Below are 23,123 nucleotides of genomic sequence, written 5' to 3'. Positions count from 1 at the left end.
CGCGGATCGAGGTCAGCGGGGTGCGCAGCTCGTGGCTGGCGTCGGCGACGAAGCGGCGCATCCGGTTCTCCGAGCTGCGGGCCTGCTCCTCCGAGATCTGCTGGGCGCGGAAGGCGGTCTCGATCCGGGACAGCATCCCGTTGAGCGCGGTGGACAACCGGCCGACCTCGGTCCGCTCGTCCCCCGCGGGCACGCGGCGGGAGAGGTCCCCGGCGGCGATCGCCTGCGCCGTGCGCTCCACCTCGGCCAGCGGCCGGAGGCTGTTGCGCACCAGCAGGTAGCCGGCCGCGCCCAGCAGCGCCAGGACGACGAGGCCGACCACCACCTCGATGCGCACGAGCCGCCCGATGGCCCGGGCGTCACCGCGCAGGTCGCTGCCGACGATCACCGTGTAGCCGTCGGGCAGTTCCTCGGACGCCATGCGCCAGTTGGTGGGCCCGTCGGAGTCCACCGTCGTCGGGCCGGCGCCGCTGCGCAGCTTGTCGGCCGTGTCCTCGTCGATCTCGGGCATGTCGCGGGCGGCCAGTCGCGGACCGCCCAGCACGATCGGGTCGGCGTCGTCAGGTGCGAGGCACGCGACGTATGTCGGCGTGGGCTGGGGCCAGGCGGGTTCGGCCAGGCACAGCTGCAGGAGGCCGTCCAGTCGCGTGTAGTTGCGTGCAGTGTCGCGGAGCTCGGCGTCCCGCTGGTCGAGCAGGTACTGCTTCAGCAGCGAGGTGGCCGTGACCGCGGTGGCGGCGAGCGCGACCGCGACGAGCGCCACCAGGACGGCGACGAGGGTGATCCGGAGCGGGACCCGCGGCACCCGCCCCCTGCTCTCGAAGGTCTCCGTCACCCGCGGGGCAGCCGCAGGGTGTAGCCGACCCCGCGGATGGTGTGCAGCAGACGCGGCTCCGTCGTGTCGATCTTGCGCCGAAGGTAGGAGATGTAGGACTCGACGACGTTCGCCTCGCCGTTGAAGTCGTAGTTCCAGACGTGGTCGAGGATCTGCGCCTTGGACAGCACCCGGCCGGCGTTGGCCATGAGGTAGCGGAGCAGCTTGAACTCCGTCGGCGACAGGCTGATCAGCGTGCCGGCCTTGACGACCTCGTGGCTCTCCTCGTCGAGCTCGATGTCGGCGAAGGACAGCCGCGGCGCCTCGCTGACCTTCTGGACGCCGGCGCTGCGGCGCAGCACGGCCCGGATGCGGGCCAGCACCTCGTCGAGACTGAACGGCTTGGTCACGTAGTCGTCGCCGCCGAGGGTCAGGCCGGAGACCTTGTCCTCCGCCGCGTCGCGGGCGGTGAGGAAGAGGACGGGCGTGTGCCGACCCGACTGGCGCAGTCGGCGGACGACGCCGAAGCCGTCCAGCCCCGGCATCATCACGTCGAGGACGAGGAGGTCGGGGCGGAACGAGTCGGCGAGCGCCAGGGCCTGCTGGCCGTCGGATGCAGTCGCCACCTCGAAGCCCGCGTAGCGCAAGCTGGCCGACAGCAGCTCACGGATGTTCGGCTCGTCGTCCACGACGAGGAGCCGGGCCTCGGGCGTGGTCCGGTTCTGGGTCGTGCCGGCCACTGGACCTCCGGTCGTGCGTGCGGGTGCCGTCGTCATGACCCGAGGATGGCCGGGCTCCCTGCAGTCCCTCTGGACGCTACCTGTGAAGTCCCTGGGCGAAGCGTCATCCGGCGGGCGCCATGGCCCGACCCCGTCGCCAGTAGCCGATCGCGTGGTGCTGCGCCCGCCCGAGGCCCCACCGGCCGCGCAGGTCCGCCCGGATCGCGCGGACGGTGGCCGACTCCGCGCCGACCCAGGCGAAGACGTCGTCCCCCACGGGGCGGTCGAGCGCGGCGACGGCGTCGGCGAGCAGCGTGCTCTCCCCGGGTGCGACGTCGCCGCGGTGCAGCCAGCGCACCGACACCCCGGCCGGGGCGGTCAGGGGCTGCTCCTCGTGGGGGCCGGCCACCTCGACCAGCGCCGTCCCCGTCGTGGTGGGTGCTGCCTCGCCGAGGATCCGGCTGATCGCGGGAAGTGCGGTCTCGTCCCCGGCGAGCAGCAGGTGCGCCGCCGGCCGCGCGCCGAGCGCGGCACCGCCGGCGACGCCGAGGGGTGCGCCGGGGACCGCCGCCGCCGCCCACGCCGCGGCCGGGCCGTCCCCGTGCAGGACGAAATCGATCTCGACCTCGCCGGCCCCCGGGTCCTGCCGCCGGGCGGTGTAGCTGCGCAGCGCGACGCCGTGGCTGCCCTGGGGCCAGACGATCCGCCCGTCCTTGGCCACCCGCGGCCAGTCCGGGGCCGGGTCCCTGACCCGTGGCACGAGCAGGTTCACCGTCGGGCCGGCCAGGGCGACGGCAGCAGAGGAACCGGAGAGGACCACCCGCCGCACGGACGGCGTCACGTCGGCGACGGCCACGACGGTCAGCACGTCCACCGGGCGCAGGCCGTCGGTCAGGGGAGCGGTCACGTCGGTCGAGCCTAACGACCTCCGAGACGGGGCCGGCCCGGCCGACTCCGGGGGAATGGAGTCGACCGGGCCGGCGATCGAGGACGAGTGCGGACCTCACACTGGGTAGTCATTCCCCTCCGCGTACCAGCACGGATGCGGATCCAACCCCCGTCGGCATCAACGCTACGTGACGAAACGGCGTCTGCCACTGCCCGCAGGGGTGAGGTCTGCTCCCGATCGGGTGATCCGGAACGGAATGTGTGTGCCCGGCCCCGGACGGGCACGGGCAGGGCGACACCGACCGCGACGCAGGAGGGCCCGCATGGCCGACGACCTGGAGAAGGGTGACCACGTCACCTGGAAGAGCCACGGCGGCACCGCCGAGGGAACCGTCGAACGGAAGATCACCGCGGACACGGAGGCGTCCGGCCGGACCGTCCGCGCGAGCAAGGACGACCCGCAGTACGAGGTGAAGTCGGAGAAGAGCGGCGGTACCGCGGTGCACAAGCCCGGTGCTCTGCAGAAGAAGGACTGACCCATGGCCCGGCGGCGCCGGGCCCGAATCGCCAGGAGGCACCGTGACCGAGTCCGGAGACCAGTTCGCCGGCACGTCCGCTCGCAGCACCAAGCACAGCCCTCGGGTCGACGAGGAGCTGGAGCACGAGATCCAGGGGATGCTCAAGGCCGAGCACGCGACCCGCGCACAGGAGTGGCGCGAGGTCGAACCGGTCGCCGAGGGCGACCCGGACATCACCGCCGACCCGGCCGGCACGCTGGTCGGCGGGGTGCCCGTGGGCATGACGGAGGACGCCGTGGTGGCCCGGGCCGAGCTGGCCCGCTGGCTCACGCGGGAGCCGTTCCCCGGCACCCGTGACGAACTCATCGAGATGGCGCGCGACCATCGGGCGCCCGACGCGGTGGTGGCCGAGCTCGAGCGGCTGCCCGAGGGGGAGACCTTCGAGCGGGTGGGCGACGTCGCCCGGGCGCTCGGCTACCCGACGGAGACGTGAGCCCCGGGAGGGCGCCGGCTCACGCGCCGGCGCCCTCCCGGGCCTCTTCCTCGGCGATCTCCTCCGCACCCCGGCGGCGGAACAGCCGGGAGCCGGGGAAGCCCTTCACGATCTGCCGCATGTCCTGGACGGTGTCGACGAGGTCGTGGACGTCGGTCCCGACGGTGCCGAGCGTCTCCAGGACCGGGAGGATGTCCTCGTCGAGGTGGGTCACCAGCCGGGGCAGCCGGTCGATGAGGGTGATCAGCGCCTCGACCTCGGAGGGATCCAGGGTGGCGGCGAGACGGCGGACCGCCGGAGCCATGGCGGCCAGCGCCGGTTCGTAGTCGGCCAGCAAGGGGTCGACCCGTCCGACGAGGCCCTCGGCCTGGCCGACGACCGTGTCCGCGCGGCCGGCGGTGACCTCGACGGCGGCGATGGCGCTGTCCGCCTTCGCCCGCGTGCGGGTGACCGCCTCGATGGCGTCGTCAGCCTTGGCCTGGGTCCGGCCCACGCCCTCGATCGCCTCGTCGGCCTTGGCCTGCGTCCGGCCCACGCCCTCGATCGCCTCGTCCGCCCGCGCCTGGGTGCCGCTCACGGCGGCGATGGCCTCGTCCGCCCGCGCCTGGGTGCCGCTCACGGCGGCGATGGCCTCGTCCGCTCGCGTCCGGGTGGCGTCCAGCCGCGTGATCGCCTCGTCCGCGCGGTCCACGATCGCGTCCACGCGGCTCAGCAGACCCGAGACGCGGCCGAGCATCTCCTCCATCCGCCCCACCGCCTCGCCTATCCTCGGGACCAGGTCGAGGGCGTCGGTGACGCCGTCCCGGACGCCTCCCACGGCGGAGAGGACATCGGACGGGCCCGGCAGTGACGGCAGTCTCACCCGCACCACGCTACGCACGGGGACGGTGGGCCACTATTCGGTTGCGCCCGTCGATCGCCCGGCCGAGGGGCTCCCTGCCCGCGCGTCCGGGGGGATTCACCGGGGCCGCCCCCGTATCGTCGTCGGGAGCACGGACGGGGCGTGGCCGACGACGAGAAGGTGTCGACACCGGTGGGGGAACAGCCGACGCGGGACGGCGCGGGTGGCCGCGACGTCTCCGGCGGCGTCCCCGGGCGCACCCGGCGGTCGCGGAACGGCGACCCGTCCGGCGCCGAGCCGGTGACCGTCGAGCAGCTGCTGGCCCGTCAGGGCAGCGGCGGGGTGAGCCGTCGCCGGGCCGCGCGCCGCGTCGAGGAGCCGTCCGAGCAGTCCCGTCGCCCGAACCGCATCCCCATCGAGCCCGCGCCCGCGATCCGGTCCGGTCTGCCGCCCGTCCCGGGTGGTACCGGCGGAGCGGTGGGCGCGGCGCGTCAGGCCGGGCTGCCGCCGGTCCCCGGATCGCCGGTGGTCCCGCCCGTCCAGGCCGGAGCCGGCCAGCTCGGGGCCACCCAGGCCGGTCTGCCGCCGGTTCCCGGGGCCGTGCGCCCCGCCGCGTGGGAGCCGGACAGCCGCCCGTCCCGCCGCAGCGGCCCGATCCCGCCGCTGCCGGGCACGGTGGCGCCGAAGAAGTCCGAGACGCCGAAGGTCTCCCGGCCCCGTACGGCGCGGCCCCCGGCGAGCCCGGGACGTCGCCGGCTCGGGCGCGTGCTGATGGCCCTGGCCGCGATCGTCGGAGTCGTCCTGCTCTACCACCTGGGCCTCTACTTCTACGTCGACCAGAAGATCGACCGGGTCGATGCGTTGGCGGTCGACGGCCCTGAGGTGCTCGCGCCCACGTTGCAGGCGGAGGCGGAGACCTACCTCGTCGTCGGCAGTGGCGTGCCGGGTCAGACCGGGGCGGCGTCGGTGGCGACGCTGCTGGCGACCGTCGCGGCCGACGGGGAGTCGGCCGTGCTGGTCAGCTTCCCGCCGACCGCACTCGTGGACACGCCCGCCTGCCGCACGCCCGACGGCACGCTCCGCAGTCCGACGACGGAGGCGTTCGCCACGTCGCTCCTCGAGGGCGGGCCGGCGTGCATGGTGCGGGCGGTCCAGCAGCTCTCGGGTCTGCGCATCGACCACTACCTGGGGCTCGACCTCGCCCGGCTCCCCGGGATGGTGGACGCGCTGGGCGGGGTGCCGGTCTGCGTGATCCCGTCGGCGGCCGGCGACGCGGCCGCGCAGCCGCTCCCGGCGGGCCTCACCGAGCTGTCCGGGGCCGACGCCGCGGGATACCTCGAGCCAGGGGACAGTGGGGCCGACGTCACCGGTGCCGCCGTGGCCGAGCGGGCCCAGCGACTGCTGACGTCCACGATGCGCGTGGCCATGTCGGCGGGCACGCTCACCAACACGCTCACCCTGACCGCGTTCCTCAACCGCGCCGCCGATGCACTGACCGTCGACGAGCAGACCACGCTGGGCGACCTGCGGGTGCTGGCCGGCTCGCTGGGCGACCTGACCGGCGACGCCGTCCAGCGCGCCGGGCTGCCCGTGGCCCAGGTGGGCTACGTGCCGGCCGGCACCGAGCAGGCCTACGTCCTGCTCGACACCGCCCGGAGCCGGCTCCTGTTCGACGCGATGATCGAGGGCACGCCCGTCCCGGAGGAGCTCACCACCGGCGGCGGCGAGCCGGCCCTCGAGAGCCCCGCGGAGCCGCCGCCGGCCGAAGCCGCGCCGGCCGAGGCCGAACCGCCGGCGCCCGCCGTGGAGCAGCCGCTGACCGCGGCGCCCTCGTCGGTCACCGTCGACGTCCTCAACGGCACGGGTACGACCGGGCTCGCCGGGACGGTCGCCGGGCTGCTGCAGGAGCAGGGCTTCGTCGTCGGCACGGTGGGCAACGAGCCCGGGACGGTGAACGAGAGCGTCGTCCGCTACGGCCCGGACATGCTCGAGCAGGCCCGCACCGTCGCCGCGGCCGTGCCCGGGGCCGTACCGCAGCCCAGCGACTCGATCGGCGACACCGTGCAGCTGGTCATCGGCCCGGGCTACTCGACCGTCATCCCGGTCGAGATCGGCGCGCCGGTGGTCCAGGCGCCGGTCGAGCCCTCGGCGGAGCCGGCCCCCGCCCCCGAACCGGCAGCCGTCAGCTGCAGCTGAGCAGGAGTTCACCCGTCGTTCGCCGGAACGGGGCGCAGGCGGGGTAAGAGCACGGCATGTCGATGCCGCCGCCGTTCAGTGCCGACCCGTCCGACGCCGAGGGCATCCCCGCGGCCGACCCCGGAGCCGGGGGACCGGAGCCGTCACCCGGCTTCGGCGTCGGCGGCGAGGAGCCGGACGTCGTCTTCGACGAGGACGCGGAGCGACCCCACGTCCCGGAGGGGGAGACCCCGTTCCGGACCCCCGACCCGAACCCCTGAGGGGCCTCAGCCGAAGCGGCCGGAGATGTAGTCCTCGGTCGCCTTCTCGTCGGGGTTGCTGAAGATCTTCTCTGTCGGGTTGAACTCGATCAGCCGGCCGGGCTGGCCCACCCCGTTGAGGTTGAAGAAGCCGGTGGATTCGCTGACGCGCGCCGCCTGCTGCATGTTGTGCGTGACGATGACGATGGTGAAGCGCTCCTTGAGCTCCGTCATCAGGTCCTCGATGGCGAGCGTCGAGATCGGGTCCAGGGCCGAGCAGGGCTCGTCCATGAGCAGGACGTCGGGCTCCACGGCGATCGCGCGGGCGATGCACAGCCGCTGCTGCTGACCGCCGGACAGGCCCGAGCCCGGCCGATCGAGGCGGTCCTTGACCTCGTTCCAGAGGTTGGCGCCGCGCAGCGACTTCTCGACGAGCTCGTCGGTCTCCGCCTTGCGCATCCGCTTGTTGTTCAGCCGGTTGCCGGCGACGACGTTGTCGTAGATCGACATCGTCGGGAACGGGTTCGGGCGCTGGAAGACCATGCCGATCTGCCGGCGCACGTTCACCGGGTCGACGTCGGAGCCGTAGAGGTCCTGGCCGTCCATGACGACCTTGCCCTCCACGCGAGCCCCCGGAAGCACCTCGTGCATCCGGTTCAGCGAGCGCAGGAAGGTCGACTTCCCGCAGCCCGAGGGTCCGATCAGGGCGGTGATGCTCCGCGGCTCGATGGAGACGTTGACGCCCTCCACCGCGAGGAAGTTGCCGTAGTAGATGTTGAGGTCGGAGACCTCGATGCGCTTGGCCACGTGGTGTCCTTCGGGTCAGTCGATCGGCGGCAGGTCGGTCAGCGACCGGTCTTGGGAGCGAAGAAACGGCTGATCAGGCGGGCGACGACGTTGAGCGCCATGACCAGGATGATGAGAACGAGGGCTGCCGTCCAGGCCCGGTCGATAAACGCCTGGGTGGCCGTGCCCGGCTGGGTCAGCTGGTAGTAGGCGAAGACGGGCAGGGTCGCCATGCGCCCGTCGAACGGATTGAGGTTGGTCCCGGTGATCAGGCCGACGGTGATCAGCAGGGGAGCCGTCTCGCCGACGACCCGGGCGACGGACAGCGTGACGCCGGTTCCCAGCCCCGCGATGGCGGTCGGCAGGACCACCTTGACGACCGTGCGCCACTTCGGGATCCCGAGCGCGTAGCTCGCCTCCCGCAGCTCGTTGGGGACGAGCTTGAGGACCTCCTCGCAGGAGCGGACGACGACCGGGATCATCAGCACCGAGAGCGCGACGGCGCCCATGATGCCCGCGCGGAAGTCGTTCCCGAAGAGCAGCGTGAACAGGGCGAAGGCGAAGAGTCCGGCCACGATCGACGGGATGCCGGTCATGACGTCGACGAAGAAGGTGATGGCCTTCTTGAGCCGGCCGCTGCCGTACTCCACCAGGTAGATCGCGGTCATCAGCCCGATGGGCACCGAGATCAGCGTCGCGAGCAGCGTGATGATCACCGTGCCGACGATGGCGTGGTAGGCGCCGCCGCCCTCGCCGACCACGCGGAACATGGAGTTGCTGAAGAAGGTGCTGTCGAACCGCGCCAGGCCCTTGTCCAGCACGGTGTAGACCAGGGACACCAGCGGGATCATCGCGATCCCGAAGGCGGTGGTGACCAGGCACGTCACCAGCCGGTCGGTGGCCTTGCGCCGTCCCTCGACGGCCCGCGTGGCGATGTAGACCGCCAGCGTGCCCAGGACGACGCCGTAGACGACGGTGGAGGTGACCGCGAAGCCGGTCAGGGCCGACAGCCCGGCACCGAGGGCGAAGCCGGCCAGGTACAGGCCCACCACGGCCGGGCGGGGCAGCCGGCGCTCGACCCGGACGGGCCCCTGCTGCGGCGCCGAGGTCTCCGGCGCGGACTGGATGTCGGTGCTCATCAGTTGGCTCCGGAGAAGTCGGCGCGCCGGTTGACGATCCAGCGGGCGAGCATGTTGACCGCGAGCGTGATGACGAACAGCACCAGGCCGCTGGCGATCAGGGTGTTGACGCCCAGGCCCGTGGCCTCGGGGAATCGCAGCGCGATGTTCGACGCGATGGTGGAGGGGTTGGAGCTGCTGATCAGGTTGACAGTGGCTCCGGCGCCGCCGGAGAGGATGATCGCGACGGCCATGGTCTCGCCGAGCGCCCGGCCGAGCCCCAGCATGGCGCCGGCGATGACGCCGGACTTGCCGTAGGGCAGCACCGCCATCCTGATCATCTCCCAGCGGGTGGCACCCAGCGCGAGCGCCGCTTCCCGGTGCAGCGCCGGCGCCTGGCTGAAGACCTCGCGGGCGATGGCGGAGATGATCGGCAGGATCATGACCCCCAGCACGAGGCCGACCGTCAGCATGGTGCGGCCGCTGGTCGACGCGGGTCCGGCGAAGAACGGCAGCCAGCTCAGCTTGTCGGCCGCCCACACGTGGAACGGGACGAGCGTGGGTGCGAGGACCGCCAGTCCCCAGAAGCCGTAGACGACGCTGGGGATGGCCGCCAGCAGGTCGATCACGTAGCCCATGACGGCCGCGATGCGGCGCGGGGCGTAGTAGGTGACGTAGAGAGCGATGCCGACGGCGAGCGGCGTCGCGACCAGTAGGGCGAGGACGGCGCCGAGCAGCGTCCCGAGGATGAGGGGGCCGATGTAGCCGGCCAGACCCTCCCCGCCCGGGATGTCCTCCGCCGGGGCGGTGAGGGCGGGGATCGCCTCGCTGATGAGGAAGGCCGCGACCCCGGCCAGCACGAGCAGGATGAAGATGCCGGAGCCCTTGGCGCCGCCGGCGAAGATGCGGTCCCCGGGGCGGCGGACGGCGCGCTGCGTCGACGGGGGTTCGATCGGGGCCTTCGTGGCGGTCACCGCTGCTCCGTGGGAGTTGTCCGTTCGTGCGTGGTGCCCGGGATCCGGGCGGTGCGATGGCCCGGGACGTCGGTCGACGTCCCGGGCCACCGCGGGTGCCGGTCTCAGCCGGCGGTGGTGATGGCGTCGACAGCTCCCTGCGCCTGCTCGCGCAGGGTGTCAGAGATGGAGGCGTTGCCGGCGTTCTCGGTGGCCGCGGCCTGGCCGTCCTCGCTGATCACGTACTCCATGAACGCCTTGACGTTGTTGGCGGTCTCCTCGTCGTCGTACTCGATGCAGCCGATGTGGTAGCTGACCAGCACGACCGGGTACTCGCCCGAGCCCTCGGTCTCCCGGTTCACCTCGATGGCGAAGTCGTACTCACCGCGCCCCTCGACAGCCGGCGAGTTCTCGACGACCGCCGCGGCGGCCTCCGGGCTCGGAGCCACGAACTCCTCGCCGACCGCCACGTTGACCACGCCGAGGTCCCCGGCCCGGCTCGCGTCCGCGTAGGTGACCGCGCCGGCGGTGTTGGTCACCACCTCGACGACACCCGAGGTGCCGTTGGCGGACTCCCCGCCCTCCAGCGGCCACACGCCGTCGGGCTCCTCGGTCCACACGTCACCGGCCGCCTGGAACAGGTAGTCGGTGAAGTTGTCCGTGGTGCCCGAGTCGTCGGCGCGGTGCACCGGAGTGATCGCGGTGGCCGGCAGCGTCGCGTCCGGGTTGTCCGCGGCGATGGCCGGGTCGTTCCAGGTGGCGATCGCGCCGGTGAAGATGCCCGCGATCGTGGCCGGGGTGAGGTTCAGCTCGTCGACGCCCTCGAGGTTGAACAGGACGGCGATGGGCGAGATGTAGTTCGGGAGCTCGAAGACGTCGCCGCCGGCGCAGCGCTCCTGCGCCGAGGCCAGCTCCTCGTCGTCCAGGGCGGAGTCCGAGCCGGCGAAGTCCGCAGCGCCGCTGATGAACTGCTCGCGGCCCGCGCCGGAGCCGGCCGGGTCGTAGCTGAAGTTCACGTCCGGGTACTCGCCCTGGAAGCCGGCCTGCCAGGCCTCCATGGCGGACTGCTGGCTGCTGGCGCCGGCGCCGACGAGGTCGCCGCTCAGCTCCTGGGTCGAGCCGCCGTCACCGCCTTCGCCGGCCTCCGCCGTCTCGTTGGACGCACCGCAGGCGGAGAGCGCCAGTGTGCCGGCGAGCGCCACGGACAGGGTGGTGGCGCGCGTCTTGGTGCTGAGCTTCAACTCAGTGCCTCTCGACAGTTGCCCGGACGACTTCCGGGCAGCATGGGACCGAACGAGAGGGACGGTAAGGAGGCTGGATGGACGTGCGCGGGTCGCTCGGTGAACGCCAGGTGAACGCGTCCTGAGGCTTGCGTCACGGGGAGACGGACACGGTGAGGCCATCGGGTGAACCGGGGCGTGGCAGCCCGCCGGCCGGCCTCAGCCGGGGTCGCGCCGCCAGGAGACGTCGACGGCGAACCGGCTGAATCCACGGCTCTCGTAGAGCCGCACCGCGGCCCGGTTGTCGGCCTCGACGTAGAGGAGGACCTCGCCCAGGCCGAGTCCGCGCAGGTGCGCGAGCCCGAGGTCGGTGAGGGCCCGCCCGAGGCGCATCCCCTGCGCGTCGGGGTCGATGCCCAGGACGTAGACCTCGCCGACCGGCTCGTCCCCGACGTCGCCGGCCGGGTGGACCTTGGTCCAGTGCGACCCGAGCAGGACGCCGTCGCTGTCGGGGTCGCCGCGCCAGGCGAGCAGGAACCCCGCGGCGTCGAACCAGGGCTCCGCCTCGCGCAGGCGGACGTCCTCGAGGGTCCAGCTGCCCTGCTCCGGGTGCGTGGCGAAGGCGCGGGCGTTGACCCGCAGCCACGCCTCCTCGTCGCGCCCCGGTCGGAACGGCTGCACGCGGACGTCGCCGGGCAGCGCCGGCTGCGGATCCGCCTCGACGCCGGCGAGGTCGCGACGCATCTGCAGGAGGACGCGGGCGCGCGTGAAGCCCCGGGAGGCGAGCAGCTCCGCAGACCCGGGCAGGTCGCCGTGCGCCCAGACGCTCAGCGGCACGGGGCCGGCGAGCTCGATCACCCGGTCCAGCAGCGCGGCGCCGAAGCCCCGCCGGCGGAACCCCGGATGCACCACGAGCTCGGCCTCGTCCCCGTCCAGGCGGGCGTAGCCGACGAGCAGGTCCCCGTCGCGGACGACGACGTCCCGGCCACCCGGCGGGCCACCGTGCTGCAGCCGGAGCTCCGACTGCTCCGACAGCGGCCGCACCCCGTCGGCGGCCGACGCGGCGCGGAGCAGGGCCAGCACGTCCGCGACGTCGCGGGCGGGGAGGGAGGAGCTCAGCGCGACCTCAGACGAGTTCGGCGTCGGCGTCGGAGCGGGCCGCCGCGGCCGTCGCGTCGGCGACCTGCTGGTCGAGCTTGTAGCCGACGTTGCGGACGGTGCCGATGAGGGCCTCGTGCTCGGTGCCGAGCTTCGCCCGCAGCCGCCGCACGTGGACGTCGACGGTGCGGGTGCCGCCGAAGTAGTCGTAGCCCCAGATCTCCTGCAGCAGCTGCGCGCGGGAGAAGACCCGGCCGGGGTGCTGGGCGAGGTACTTGAGGAGCTCGAACTCCTTGTAGGTGAGGTCGAGCGGGCGGCCGCGGAGCTTGGCGGAGTAGCTGTGCTCGTCGATGACGAGCTCGCCGGCCTGGGTGACCCCGCGGTCGGCGCCGTCGGCCGGGGTGGCGGCGGCGAGCCGCCGCGCGGTCGCCCACTTCAGCCGCGCGTCGACCTCCGCGGGACCTGCGGTGTCGAGCAGGACGTCGTCGATGCCCCAGTCGGCCGACAGCGCGACCAGCCCGCCCTCGGACAGGACGGCGACGAGGGAGGCGGCGACACCGGTCGAGGAGAGGAGGCCGCAGAGGGTGCGCGCCTGGATGAGGTCGTGCCGGGCGTCGACGAGGACGACGTCGCCGGAGTCACCGTCGAGCAGGCTGGAGAGCTCGGGTGCGACCACGCGCACCTGGTGGGCGAGCAGCCCGAGAGCAGGCAGCACCTCGGTCGTGGCCTGTCGCGCCGCGGTCATGAGCACGAGTCGCATGAAGTCTCCTTCGAAGGGAGCCATCGACGGCGCTGTCGAGGTGAGAGGGCAGGATAACCGACGCGGCTCGCGAAGGCCTCGAAGCGACCAGGATCACGCCGCCTCCGCTCGTCGGGCGGAGCCGACGCCGCCCTTCTGCCACGATCGACGGGTGAACGCCGCGCCCGAGTCCGTCCTCACGACGCGCGCGCACCATCTGCCGGCCGCCGGCCTCACCGCGGTCGCGGTCGCCCTGCTCGTCGCGCTACCGGAGCTGCTCGGCGACCGAGGGCGGCTGGCGGCGGTCCTCGTCCTGCAGCTGGGTCTGGTGCTCGCCTGGGTGCTGGTGACGGGCATCGAGGGTTTCGCGGGCTCGCTGGCGGTGGGTGCGGCGGCGGCGGTGGCGGTCGACCTGATGCTGGTGCTGCCGGAGCGACCGGTCCTCGGCGGCCTCCTCGTCGTCCTCGGGCTGGGCTTCCTGGCCGCCGTCCTGCAGCAGATGTTCCGCAGGCCCCGCCACGACCTCGTCGCCTCCCTGTCGGGGACGGTGCTGCTGCTCTGCCCGGTGGGGGCGCTGGCGGCGCTCCTGCTGCTCGGCCGGTCGACGGGCTCGGGACGGGCGCTGGTCGCCCTGCTCGCCGTGGGCGTGGCGCTCGTCGTCGGCCACCTCGTCGACCTGGTGCTCCCACGGCCGCAGCTGGCCCCTGGCGTGCCGCGCGGCCTGCTCGGGCTCGTGCTGGGTGTCCCCGCCGGGGCCGCGGTCACGTTCCTCGGCCGCGATGCCGCCGACCTGTCAGGGACGACGAACGCCGTCCTCTTCGGGGCGGTCCTCGGCGGCGTGGCCGCGTTGGTCGCGGTCGTCGCGAGCTACCTGGTGGTGGAGGCGACCGCGGAGACGGTCGAGACCCCGTGGGCACTCTCGGTCGTCCAGGTCGCGCTGCCCCTGGCCGCCTGCGGTCCGGTCGCCCTGGCACTCCTGACCGTCCTGTGAAGGCGCTCCTCGTCGTCCTCCTGCTCCTCGTCGGACTGGCCCTGGTGGCCGACCGGGTCGCGCTCGGGGTCGCCGAGGACCGGGTCGCCACCGAGCTGGTCGAGAAGGGCGGGCTGCAGGGCAGTCCGGAGGTGGAGATCGCCGGGTTCCCGTTCCTGACCCAGGCGATCGGGGGCACGTACGACGACGTCCGCATCTCCCTGACCGCCGAGCAGCTGGGGCAGCCCGAGGGGACGCGGGCCGACATCGCGCTGCACGGCGTGGAGGTGCCGTTGTCCAGCGTGCTCTCGGGGTCGCTGGCGGAGGTGCCGGTCGAGCGGATCGACGGGACGGCGACGCTGTCCTACGACCTGATCGCGGAGCAGATCGGCTCCGACACGGAACTGGGCGCCGACGGCAACCGGCTGCGGATCACCCGCACCGTCGAGATCCTCGGCCAGAGCCTGCGGCTGACGGCCGCCGGGCAGGCCACCCTCGACGGATCGGACCTGGTGGTGGACGTCGAGGAGGCCTCCGGTGCCGGGATCGACGTCCCGGACTGGCTGCTCGAGCGGGCCACCGACCTGCTGGACATCCGCTACACCGTGCCCGCGCTGCCCTTCGGCCTGCAGCTCACCGACGTGACCCCGGCCGAGGACGGCGTGGACATCCGCGTGGAGGCGAGGAACACGGTCCTCACGACCGCGGAATAGCCCCCCGGTGCCGCCGGTTCGTCCGGGGGATGAGCGGGATGGGAGCAGCCGTCGTCGTCGCTGCGCTGGTGCTGACGGGCGTCGCGGCCTGGTGGCTGCGCACGAGGAACGGCGCCGTGCGCCCCGAGGGAGGGGGCGGCGTGCCGGCGAGCGGGGTCTTCGACCGGCTCGGCGTGCGCCCGGCCGACGCCGACCTGACCGTCGTCCAGTTCTCGACCGCGTTCTGCGCCCCCTGCCGCGCGACGAAGGCCCGGCTGCAGCAGCTGCAGGTGACCCGCCCCGGCCTCGCCGTGGTCCACGTGGACGCCGAGAGCCACCTCGACGAGGTCCGCGAACTGGACGTCCGCCGTACCCCGACGCTGTTCTACCTCGACCGGGACGGGCGGCTGATCGGCCGCAGCAGCGGTGCGCCGCGCCCCGACGAGCTGACGTCGCTCGTGGACGCCCAGGTGGGTGGGCGGGTGGACGACCCACGATGATCGGCTACTCTCGCGCCGTGGGCATCCTGCTGACCTCGCGACGCACAGTGGACCTGTGCCGCGTCGGCAGTTGCCTCTGTCCGACCTTCTGAGGGCGGTTCCCGACCGTCCAGACGTGCCCTGCCCGCCGTCCGAAGGTCCTTCTCGATGACTGCACAGCCCTCTCAGGTGGACGTGCGCGCGCCCCGGTTCGCCGCGGGCGTCACCGCCGTCGTCCTCGCCGTCGCGCTGGTCACCGGCAGCGGCTGGCTGGTCGCCGCCCAGGCGGTGGTGTTCGCCGTCGGCGTCGTCGCCGGTCTCCGGGTCTCGCCCTACGGGCTGCTCTTCCGGGTGCTCGTCGCGCCGCGGCTGGGCCCGGTCCGCGAGCGGGAACCGGAGGCGCCGCCCCGCTTCGCCCAGTTCGTGGGGCTGCTCTTCGCCCTGACGGGTGCGGCGGGCTACCTGCTTGGGGCGCCGGTCCTCGGTGCCGTCGCCACCGGATTCGCGCTGGTGGCGGCCCTGCTCAACGCGACCACGGGCTTCTGCCTGGGCTGCGAGCTCTACCTCATCGCCCGGCGGGCCCTGCCGGCCCGCACCTGACCATCGCAACCAACTCCGGAGGAACCACCATGAGCAGAAACGACGTGCTCGTCACGGCCGACTGGGCCCAGGAGAACCTGGGCGCGCCCGGCCTGGTCTTCGTCGAGGTCGACGAGGACACCAGCGCCTACGACGGCGGCCACCTCGAAGGTGCCGTCAAGCTGGACTGGAAGAAGGACCTGCAGGACCCGCTGCGTCGCGACTTCGTCGACAAGGGGGCCTTCGAGGCGCTCCTGTCGTCCCGCGGCATCGGCAACGACGACACCGTGGTCCTGTACGGCGGCAACAACAACTGGTTCGCCGCCTATGCGTACTGGTACTTCAAGCTCTACGGCCACGAGAACGTCAAGCTGATCGACGGCGGCCGCAAGAAGTGGGAGCTCGACGGCCGCCCGCTGTCGAAGGACGCCGTCGAGCGTCCGGCCACCCAGTACCAGGCCAAGGACCCCGACCTCTCGATCCGCGCCTTCCGCGACGAGGTCGTCGCCTCGATCGGCTCGAAGAACCTGATCGACGTCCGCTCGCCCGACGAGTTCTCCGGCAAGATCCTGGCCCCGGCGCACCTGCCGCAGGAGCAGGCGCAGAAGGGCGGGCACGTCCCGACCGCGAAGAACATCCCGTGGAGCAAGGCGGCCAACGAGGACGGCACCTTCAAGACCGACGAGCAGCTCGCGGCGCTGTACGACGAGCAGGGCTACGACGACAGCAAGGCGACCATCGCCTACTGCCGCATCGGCGAGCGGTCGAGCCACACCTGGTTCGTGCTGCACGAGCTGCTCGGCAAGCCCGACGTCAAGAACTACGACGGCAGCTGGGTCGAGTACGGCTCGCTCGTCGGCGTCCCGATCGAGAAGTGAGCTGACCATGTGCGGAGCACCGAAGCAGGGCGGCACCCTCGCGGGGATCGACCTCGACGCGCAGACCGTGATCCAGGGCCAGGTGTGGCACGACGGCGCCCCCGTCGCCGGCGCCTACGTCCGGCTGCTGGACACGACCGACGAGTTCACCGCCGAGGTGGTCACCAGCCCCGAGGGTGAGTTCCGGTTCTTCGCCGCCCCCGGCGAGTGGAAGGTCCGCAGCCTGGCCCCGGTGGGCAAGGGCGAGCGGGTCCTCTCGGCCGAGGTCGGCCTGAACGAGACGACCATCGTCATCGACTAGGCGGCGAACGACGGCGCCCGTCCGGCACACCCGGGCGGGCGCTGTCACGTCCGGCCCCTCAGAACCCGATCAGCGCGGCGAGGTCCCCGATCACCCGGTCGAAGTACCGGTCGGCGTCCTCCACGGAACCGACGAAGTGCCCGAACAGCTCGAAGCTGATCGTGCCGAACAGTGCGCTCCAGGCCAGGAGGGCGCGCACCCGCACCGTCTCGTCGATCGCGGGGTGGTCCCCGCCGAGGACGGCCACGGCGTCATCGCTCACCAGCCCCGGGTCCCGCTCCCCGGCCGACCCGGGCAGGGCCCCGCTGCGGGCCGCCTCCCCGAGGATCCGCCCGAGCACGATGCCGACCCGCGACGCCGCGGGCACCGTGTCCGCCGGCGCCGCATAGCCGGGGACGGGGGAGCCGTAGAGCAGGGCGTACTCGTGCGGATGCGCCCGCGCCCACTCCCGGACGGCGCGGCAGACCGCCAGCCAGCGCTCGGCCGGCGCCGCCGACGGCTCGTCGGCCGACTCCGCGGCGGCGCCGAGGTCGTCGTACCCGTCGATGATCAGCCTGGTGAGCAGGTCGTCGCGGCTCGGGAAGTAGCGGTAGACCGCGGACGACGCCATGCCCAGCTCGCGTGCCACCGCGCGCAGCGACAGGGCGGCGGCCCCCACCTCGGCCAGCTGACGCCGGGCGGCATCGGTGATCTCGGTCGTCAGTTCGGCGCGGACGCGTTCGCGGGCAGTCGGCACCCACCCAGGATGACAGAGTGCGAGCGCCGATCGCAAGAGTGAGCACCGCTCTTGACAGATCGAGAAAGCTTGCCGAGCATCGTTCTCGAACGAGAGCACCGATCTCGTCGAACGCTCGAGGAGCTCGCCATGGCACTGCACGTGATCGTCGGCAAGGGTCCGGTCGGATCGACCACGGCCGAGGAGCTGGCCCGCCGCGGGCACGACGTCCGCGTCCTGTCCCGCAGCGGCGGCACCTCCGCGGACGGGGTCGAGCACCGGCAGGTGGACGCCACCGATGCCCACGCCCTGACGGCCGCAACGCGGGGCGCTGCGGCGCTCTACAACGCGGTCAACCCCGCCTACCACCGCTGGGCCACCGACTGGCCTCCGGTCGCGGCCGCGCTGCTGACCGCGGCGGAGCGGACGGGCGCCGTCCTGGTGACCATGTCGAACCTCTACGGCTACGGGCGGCCGACGGGTCCGATGACGGCGCAGAGTCCGCTCGCCGCCACCGACGTCAAGGGCCGGGTGCGCTCACACATGTGGCTCGACGCGCTCGCCGCGCACGAGGCCGGCCGGGTGCGGGTGACCGAGGCGCGGGCCGCGGACTTCTTCGGCCCGCAGGTGCCCGCGGCGCACTCGCACCTGGTGCGCCAGATCGCGTCGCTGCGCGCCGGGCGCCGGGCGTGGGTGGTCGGCGATCCCGACGCCTCGCGCACCTGGGCCTATCTGCCGGACGTCGCCGCCACCCTGGCCACCCTCGGCACCGACGAGCGCGCCCTCGGTCGCGCGTGGCACGTGCCGAGCGTCGCACCGCGGTCGCAGCGGCAGGCCCTCGCCGACCTCGCGGCCGCCATGTCCGTTCCCGCCGTCCCCGTCAGCGGCATCCCCTGGCCGGTGCTGCGGGCGGCCGGCGTCGTCGTCCCGATGATGCGGGAGGTGGTCGCCGTCCGGCACCAGTTCGACCAGGAGTTCGTGATCGACGCCCGGGAGACGTCGGAGACCTTCGGGCTGGCGGCGACCCCGTGGCGCGAGGCGCTGGCCGCGACGGCGGGCGCAGTGCCGGTGTCCGGCTGAGCCGGGCGCCCGGGGCCCACCTACGGTGGGGACATGCTCTCTGCCTGGGTTCTCATCGCCCTGGCGTCGGCGGCTGCGCTCACCTGCGCCTACGGCGCCCTCCGGCTCGCCCGGCGGCCCAAGGGCGGCCGCCGGTGACCGGCGCGACCGAGCTGCCGGTGCCCGACACCGCCGACGTCCGGAGCGGACCGGAGGTGTCCGCCGAGCTGCTGTCGGTGCTGCCGCTGCTGGGCGAGTGGCACGGCGAGGGGCAGGCGGCCGGCGTCGGCGGCGACCACCGGTTCGGGCAGTGGATCCGCTTCAGTCACGACGGCCGTGGCTTCCTCGCCTACGAGTCGCGCACGTGGCGGCTGACCGACGACGGGAACGTCGTCGGGCCGGACCTGCGTGAGGCCGGCTTCTGGCGGCCGCGGGGGGAGGACGACGTCGAGCTGCTGGTCGCCAGTCCCGACGGGCTGGTCGAGCTCTACGTCGGCACCGCGCGGACGACCACGAGCTGGGAGCTGACCTCGGACGTCCTGGCCCGCACCCCCGATGCCCCCGACGTCACGCGTGCCGTCCGCCTCTACGGGATCGTCGAGGGCGCGCTGATGTACGCCATCGACCGTGCGGGGCCGGACACCCCGCTGCGCCCGACCATGTCGGCCCGACTCGAACGGATCCGATGACCTCCCCCGCCACGCCGGCGCCCACCCACCCCGCCACCCCCCGGCAGATCGCCGACCGCTTCGTCGACGCCCTGTGCGACCTCGACCCCCTCACCGCCACCCAGCTCGGTACCCGGCCCGGCGACGACCGGCTGCCCGACCTGAGCCCGGCCGGGCACGAGGCCGAGGAGGCGCTGGAGCGGGAGACCCTCGCCGAGCTCGACCGGGTGCTGGCCGCCGATCCGGCGCTGGACGACGACCCGGTCGAGCGCCGCTGCGCGCGGCTGCTCCGCGAGCGGCTCGGGGCCGACCTCGCGGGCATCGAGGCCGGTGAGCCCTACCGGACGCTGAACAACCTGTTCAGCCCGCTGCACGCGGTCCGCCAGATCTTCTCCCTCATGCCGGCCGCCTCGGACGACGACTGGAGGGTCATCGCCCGTCGCATGGCCCGGGTGCCGGAGGCCTTCCGCGGGTACCGGGCGACCCTCGAGGAGGGGGTCCGCCGCGGGCTGCTGGTCCCCCCGCGCCAGGTGCGCACCGTCGTCGGCCAGCTCGACGAGTGGGCGGCGGGGCCGTACTTCGCCCAGTTCGTCGCCGGCGGCCCCGAGGCGCTGCTGCCCGAGCTCGCCGCGGCCGCCCGCGCCGCCGACGAGTCGGTCGCCGAGATCCGCGACTACCTGCGGGAGGGCTACGCCCCGCACACGGAGGGGACTCCGGACGCCGTCGGACGGGAGCGGTACGCACTGGCCGCGCGCCGGTGGACGGGGTCCGACCTGGGCGCGCATCGCGGCCTCGAGGAGGCCTACGAGTGGGGGTGGGCGGAGTACCGGCGGATCCTCGCGGAGCAGCGCACCGAGGCGGAGAAGGTCCTGCCCGGTGCGACCCCGATGGAGGCCATGCGCTGGCTCGGCCTCAACGGGCCCGCGGTCGAGGGCGTGGACGAGGTCCGTGAGCGGCTGCAGGCGATGATGGACGGCGCCATCGAGGCGCTGGACGGCACGCACTTCGACCTCGCCGAGCCGGTCCGGAAGGTCGAGGCGATGATCGCGCCGCCCGGCAGCGCCGCCGCGCCGTACTACACCCGTCCGGCGCAGGACTTCTCCCGCCCCGGGCGCACCTGGCTGCCGACGCTCGGCCGGACCCGCTTCCCGCTCTGGGACCTGGTCTCGATCTGGTACCACGAGGGCGTTCCCGGCCACCACCTGCAGCTGGCGCAGTGGGCCTACGTCTCCTCGCAGCTGTCGACCTACCAGACGTCGCTCGGCTCGGTCGGCGCGAACGTCGAGGGCTGGGCCCTGTACGCCGAGCGCCTGATGGACGAGCTCGGCTACTTCGCCGACCCGGCCGAGCGGCTCGGCTACCTGGACGCGCAGCAGCTGCGGTCGGTGCGCGTGGTCATCGACATCGGCATGCACCTGGAGCTGCCGATCCCCGGGGACGCCGAGGGCGTGCTCGCCGACCACCGCGGCGAGCCCTGGACGCCGGACCTCGCGCGGGCGTTCCTCGGCGAGAACTCCGGCGCCGACATCGCCTTCCTCGACAGTGAACTGATCCGCTACCTCGGCATCCCGGGGCAGGCCATCAGCTACAAGCTGGGGGAGCGGGCGTGGCTCGAGGGCAGGGCGGCGGCGCAGCAGGCCCGCGGGGACGCGTTCGACCTGAAGGCGTGGCACATGGCCGCGCTCTCCCAGGGGTCACTGGGCCTCGACGACCTCGCGGCGGAGCTCGCGCAGCTCTAGACCGGCTCCTCCGGGGCGGCGGGGAAGGCCTCGATCCCCGGGGTCCGCAGCAGCTCGTCGACACAGTCGGCGCTGCCGCCGACGTAGGTGCTGGTCAGGTCGATGTCGGTGACGACGCACCACGCGTGGTCGGCGGGCCACCAGAGGTTCGCGCTCTGCTCGTGCGGCTCGGGCGCGAGGTTGCGGGTCGCGTCGTCGACCGTGCCGCGCACCAGCACGACGTCCTTCCCGCCGCGCAGCAGCAGCCGCGGCGGGATCTCGGGGTCGGGTAGGTCGAACCCGAACCCGTCCCACCGGCCGAGCAGGCAGTCCGCCGGCGTGCCGGTGTGACGGCCGAGAACGCTGCCCAGGCGGGCGGCCAGCGCGACCGGCAGGTGCCCCTCGCTGGGGCCGTCGTCCCAGACCGGCGGCTGGCTCTCGACCGGCCGCGGGAGAAGGGCGTCCCACCGCACGAGCGGGTGGAGGTCGGTGCCGTTGTGCGCGGCCACCTCGGCCCACGGCACCTCCACGTCGTCGTCCCCGTCGTAGCGGACGGCGGGGTGCAGGACGCGGGCGTAGGCCTCGAAGTCGGACGGGAGCAGGGCGGAGACGGTGCCCGGCCGGCCGCGGCGGCGGGCGGAGGAGATCCAGACCCCGGCGGAGACGTCCTTCTCGACAGGGAGACCGCCGAGCTGCACGGCGAGGAAACTACCCCGGGGGACGGACAACCCCCGGGCTGCTCCGCGGCGCCGTCCTCCGTGGAGGGAGCTGCACGCGGGCCGACTGGACAAATGTCGGCGGCCCGGGGGTCGGGTGACTGTCCGGTTCTCGCTCGCCGCCGTACGACGGACGGGCGATCTGCCGTCGCTCAGACACGAGTCTGAACGGGCGGCCCATCTGGACGGCGGCTAGCGGACAGCCACCTCACGAGTCCTGTAGCTCAGCAAGTTACGGACCACCTCCTCTCTCGTGTACGACGACGGTACGTCGGGCCGGAGGAGGTCGGCAACGCAGATTTTCAGCCCTCGGCGGACGGCCGCTGGTAGACGTCGGGGATGCCGTCCTCGTCGGCGTCCGCCGACTCCTCCTCCTCGATGAGGCGGTACCGGCGGTTGCGCAGCCGCAGGACGACGGTCGCGAGCAGGGCGGCGGCCACGGTGCCGGCGAGGATGCCGACCTTCGCGTGGTCGTAGCTCTCGCTCTCGGCTCCGTACGCGAGCTCGGTGATGAGCAGCGAGACGGTGAAGCCCATGCCGCCGAGCAGCGCCAGCCCGATGACGTCCGGCCAGCCCAGGTTCTCGTCCAGCTGGGCGCGCGTGAAGCGCGACACCAGCCATGTGGCGGCGCTGATGCCGATCGCCTTCCCGGCGACCAGGCCGACCATGATGCCGATCGCGATGCCGTCCCCGAGCGAGGCGCCGAGACCGGACAGGCCCCCGACGGCAACACCCGCGGAGAAGAACGCGAACACGGGCACCGCCAACCCGGCTGACAGCGGCCTCAGGAGGTGCTCGAAGTGCTCGGCCAGCCCCGGTCCGGCGTGCGGACCGCCGGCGGCGTCGCGGCGCACCACCGGCACGGTGAATGCCAGCAGCACTCCGGCAACGGTCGCGTGCACCCCCGACTCGTGCATGAGCACCCAGGTGGCGACAGCGAGGGGGAGCAGCAGCCACCACGATCGGACGCGCTTCTGCACCAGGAAGGCGAAGGCGGCCAGGGGGAGCAGGGACAACAGCAGGGCCGGGACGCTGAGCTCGTCGGTGTAGAAGATGGCGATGACGACGATCGCGAGCAGGTCGTCGACCACCGCCAGCGTCAGCAGGAAGGTCCTGAGGGCGCTGGGCAGGTGGGTGCTGATGACCGCCAGGACGGCGAGGGCGAACGCGATGTCGGTCGCCGAGGGGATGGCCCAGCCGCGGAGCGCGCCCTCCGGGCCGCCCAGGTTGAAGGCCACGAACAACAGTGCGGGCACGAGCATGCCGCCGACCGCGGCGGCGACCGGGAGCGCCGCGCGCCGGGGTTCCCGCAGGTCGCCCGCGACGAACTCGCGCTTGAGCTCGAGCCCCGCGACGAAGAAGAAGATCGCCAGCAACCCGTCGGCCGCCCACGTGCCGAGCGTCAGGTCCAGGTGCAGAGAGGCCGGCCCCACGCGGGTGTCACGGATGGCCTCGTAGACGTCCCCCCACGGGGAGTTGGCCCACACGAAGGCGACCATCGCTGCGATCAACAGCAGGGCGCCGCCCACGGTCTCCCTGCGGAGGACCGACGCCACGCGCTGGGTCTCGGTCCAGGAGCCGCGTCCGAACAGGCGGGTCGGCTGCTGCGTGGTCACGGGGGCGGCTCCAGGGGTCGACGAGGACGTTGCCGACCAGACTTCCCGGCGCACCGGGCCCCACGTTAGCGGGCGAGAAGGTCCCGTACCCGCGCGGAGAGGCCGTCGTC

26 protein-coding genes are annotated in these 23,123 nt (G+C 73.4%); 13 read left to right on the top strand and 13 right to left on the bottom strand.

What is annotated here, in order from left to right; translation table 11 throughout:
- The 3 genes from E4P40_RS16760 to E4P40_RS16750 form a co-directional block, all read right to left on the bottom strand.
- A partial coding sequence (locus tag E4P40_RS16760; protein WP_245160392.1) for a HAMP domain-containing protein occupies window positions 1-805 on the bottom strand: 805 nt, incomplete at its 3' end.
- Window positions 806-831: 26 nt separating this feature from the next.
- A complete protein-coding gene (locus tag E4P40_RS16755) occupies window positions 832-1,554 on the bottom strand; it encodes a response regulator transcription factor (RefSeq protein ID WP_135159647.1) in 723 nt (240 codons plus the stop codon).
- Window positions 1,555-1,657: 103 nt separating this feature from the next.
- Window positions 1,658-2,440, bottom strand: a complete 783-nt coding sequence (locus E4P40_RS16750; protein ID WP_135159646.1) for a siderophore-interacting protein — start codon at window positions 2,438-2,440, stop codon at window positions 1,658-1,660.
- Window positions 2,441-2,744: 304 nt separating this feature from the next.
- Here E4P40_RS16750 and E4P40_RS16745 point away from each other — a divergent pair, with 304 nt between their 5' ends.
- A complete protein-coding gene (locus E4P40_RS16745) occupies window positions 2,745-2,957 on the top strand; it encodes a DUF2945 domain-containing protein (protein ID WP_135159645.1) in 213 nt (70 codons plus the stop codon).
- Window positions 2,958-3,000: 43 nt separating this feature from the next.
- Window positions 3,001-3,432 carry a DUF2795 domain-containing protein gene (locus E4P40_RS16740; protein WP_135159644.1) on the top strand — a complete coding sequence of 144 codons (432 nt, stop codon included), beginning with the start codon at window positions 3,001-3,003 and terminating at the stop codon, window positions 3,430-3,432.
- A gap of 19 nt (window positions 3,433-3,451) precedes the next feature.
- Here E4P40_RS16740 and E4P40_RS16735 read toward each other — a convergent pair whose 3' ends face one another.
- A complete protein-coding gene (locus E4P40_RS16735; protein WP_135159643.1) occupies window positions 3,452-4,294 on the bottom strand; it encodes a hypothetical protein in 843 nt (280 codons plus the stop codon).
- Between the two features lie 141 nt (window positions 4,295-4,435).
- On the opposite strand from E4P40_RS16735, the gene E4P40_RS16730 reads away from it, so the two are divergent.
- Window positions 4,436-6,469 carry an LCP family protein gene (locus E4P40_RS16730; RefSeq protein WP_245160391.1) on the top strand — a complete coding sequence of 678 codons (2,034 nt, stop codon included), beginning with the start codon at window positions 4,436-4,438 and terminating at the stop codon, window positions 6,467-6,469.
- A gap of 56 nt (window positions 6,470-6,525) precedes the next feature.
- A complete protein-coding gene (locus E4P40_RS16725) occupies window positions 6,526-6,729 on the top strand; it encodes a hypothetical protein (protein WP_135159642.1) in 204 nt (67 codons plus the stop codon).
- Window positions 6,730-6,735: 6 nt separating this feature from the next.
- Here the strand turns inward: E4P40_RS16725 and pstB are convergent, their stop codons facing one another.
- The 6 genes from pstB to E4P40_RS16695 form a co-directional block, all read right to left on the bottom strand.
- Window positions 6,736-7,515 (bottom strand): phosphate ABC transporter ATP-binding protein PstB, encoded by a 780-nt coding sequence (pstB, locus tag E4P40_RS16720; RefSeq protein WP_135159641.1) that lies wholly within the window; start codon window positions 7,513-7,515, stop codon window positions 6,736-6,738.
- Between the two features lie 38 nt (window positions 7,516-7,553).
- Window positions 7,554-8,633: a phosphate ABC transporter permease PstA gene (gene pstA, locus E4P40_RS16715; protein ID WP_135159640.1), complete on the bottom strand. Its 1,080-nt coding sequence runs from the start codon at window positions 8,631-8,633 to the stop codon at window positions 7,554-7,556.
- Window positions 8,633-9,586, bottom strand: coding sequence for a phosphate ABC transporter permease subunit PstC (gene pstC / locus E4P40_RS16710; RefSeq protein WP_135159638.1), 954 nt, complete (start codon window positions 9,584-9,586; stop codon window positions 8,633-8,635). Before pstC ends, pstA begins: the two co-directional genes overlap by 1 nt.
- A gap of 104 nt (window positions 9,587-9,690) precedes the next feature.
- Window positions 9,691-10,806: a phosphate ABC transporter substrate-binding protein PstS gene (pstS, locus tag E4P40_RS16705; RefSeq protein WP_209305373.1), complete on the bottom strand. Its 1,116-nt coding sequence runs from the start codon at window positions 10,804-10,806 to the stop codon at window positions 9,691-9,693.
- A 198-nt stretch (window positions 10,807-11,004) separates the two neighbouring features.
- On the bottom strand, window positions 11,005-11,904 hold the full coding sequence (gene mshD / locus E4P40_RS16700) for a mycothiol synthase (protein WP_135159634.1): 900 nt from the start codon (window positions 11,902-11,904) through the stop codon (window positions 11,005-11,007).
- 7 nt (window positions 11,905-11,911) lie between these two features.
- Window positions 11,912-12,643, bottom strand: coding sequence for a response regulator transcription factor (locus tag E4P40_RS16695; protein WP_135159633.1), 732 nt, complete (start codon window positions 12,641-12,643; stop codon window positions 11,912-11,914).
- Between the two features lie 151 nt (window positions 12,644-12,794).
- Between E4P40_RS16695 and E4P40_RS16690 the strand changes: the two genes are divergently transcribed.
- The 6 genes from E4P40_RS16690 to E4P40_RS16665 all read left to right on the top strand — a co-directional run bounded on the left by E4P40_RS16690 (window position 12,795) and on the right by E4P40_RS16665 (window position 16,521).
- On the top strand, window positions 12,795-13,613 hold the full coding sequence (locus E4P40_RS16690) for a hypothetical protein (RefSeq protein WP_135159631.1): 819 nt from the start codon (window positions 12,795-12,797) through the stop codon (window positions 13,611-13,613).
- Entirely contained in the window at window positions 13,610-14,305 is a 696-nt protein-coding gene (locus E4P40_RS16685; RefSeq protein WP_135159629.1) for a DUF2993 domain-containing protein, read from the top strand. Before E4P40_RS16690 ends, E4P40_RS16685 begins: the two co-directional genes overlap by 4 nt.
- A gap of 38 nt (window positions 14,306-14,343) precedes the next feature.
- Entirely contained in the window at window positions 14,344-14,784 is a 441-nt protein-coding gene (locus tag E4P40_RS16680; RefSeq protein ID WP_135159627.1) for a thioredoxin family protein, read from the top strand.
- A gap of 147 nt (window positions 14,785-14,931) precedes the next feature.
- Window positions 14,932-15,363 (top strand): DUF4395 domain-containing protein, encoded by a 432-nt coding sequence (locus E4P40_RS16675; RefSeq protein WP_135159626.1) that lies wholly within the window; start codon window positions 14,932-14,934, stop codon window positions 15,361-15,363.
- Window positions 15,364-15,392: 29 nt separating this feature from the next.
- On the top strand, window positions 15,393-16,220 hold the full coding sequence (locus E4P40_RS16670; protein WP_135159625.1) for a sulfurtransferase: 828 nt from the start codon (window positions 15,393-15,395) through the stop codon (window positions 16,218-16,220).
- A gap of 7 nt (window positions 16,221-16,227) precedes the next feature.
- Window positions 16,228-16,521 (top strand): DUF1416 domain-containing protein, encoded by a 294-nt coding sequence (locus tag E4P40_RS16665; RefSeq protein ID WP_135159623.1) that lies wholly within the window; start codon window positions 16,228-16,230, stop codon window positions 16,519-16,521.
- Window positions 16,522-16,579: 58 nt separating this feature from the next.
- Here E4P40_RS16665 and E4P40_RS16660 read toward each other — a convergent pair whose 3' ends face one another.
- A complete protein-coding gene (locus E4P40_RS16660; protein WP_135159621.1) occupies window positions 16,580-17,257 on the bottom strand; it encodes a TetR/AcrR family transcriptional regulator in 678 nt (225 codons plus the stop codon).
- A gap of 129 nt (window positions 17,258-17,386) precedes the next feature.
- Here E4P40_RS16660 and E4P40_RS16655 point away from each other — a divergent pair, with 129 nt between their 5' ends.
- From E4P40_RS16655 to E4P40_RS16645, 3 genes are all read left to right on the top strand, one after another.
- Complete coding sequence (locus tag E4P40_RS16655; RefSeq protein WP_135159620.1) at window positions 17,387-18,316, top strand: NAD-dependent epimerase/dehydratase family protein; 930 nt, start codon at window positions 17,387-17,389, stop codon at window positions 18,314-18,316.
- Between the two features lie 134 nt (window positions 18,317-18,450).
- The gene (locus E4P40_RS16650; RefSeq protein WP_135159618.1) at window positions 18,451-18,984 is read left to right on the top strand and encodes an FABP family protein; all 534 of its coding nucleotides are present in this window, start codon (window positions 18,451-18,453) and stop codon (window positions 18,982-18,984) included.
- The gene (locus E4P40_RS16645; RefSeq protein ID WP_135159616.1) at window positions 18,981-20,702 is read left to right on the top strand and encodes a DUF885 domain-containing protein; all 1,722 of its coding nucleotides are present in this window, start codon (window positions 18,981-18,983) and stop codon (window positions 20,700-20,702) included. The genes E4P40_RS16650 and E4P40_RS16645 overlap by 4 nt, the downstream gene beginning before the upstream one ends.
- Here the strand turns inward: E4P40_RS16645 and E4P40_RS16640 are convergent.
- Complete coding sequence (locus E4P40_RS16640) at window positions 20,699-21,409, bottom strand: hypothetical protein (RefSeq protein WP_245160389.1); 711 nt, start codon at window positions 21,407-21,409, stop codon at window positions 20,699-20,701. The two genes, E4P40_RS16645 and E4P40_RS16640, sit on opposite strands and share 4 nt — an antisense overlap.
- Before the next feature lie 290 nt (window positions 21,410-21,699).
- Window positions 21,700-23,013, bottom strand: a complete 1,314-nt coding sequence (gene nhaA, locus E4P40_RS16635) for a Na+/H+ antiporter NhaA (protein WP_135159615.1) — start codon at window positions 23,011-23,013, stop codon at window positions 21,700-21,702.
- Window positions 23,014-23,123 lie beyond the last annotated feature (110 nt).

The sequence above is a fragment of the Blastococcus sp. CT_GayMR20 genome, assembly GCF_004570345.1.
Note: the sequence above shows the minus strand (reverse complement) of the source record. Positions and strands in the feature narration are given on the sequence as shown.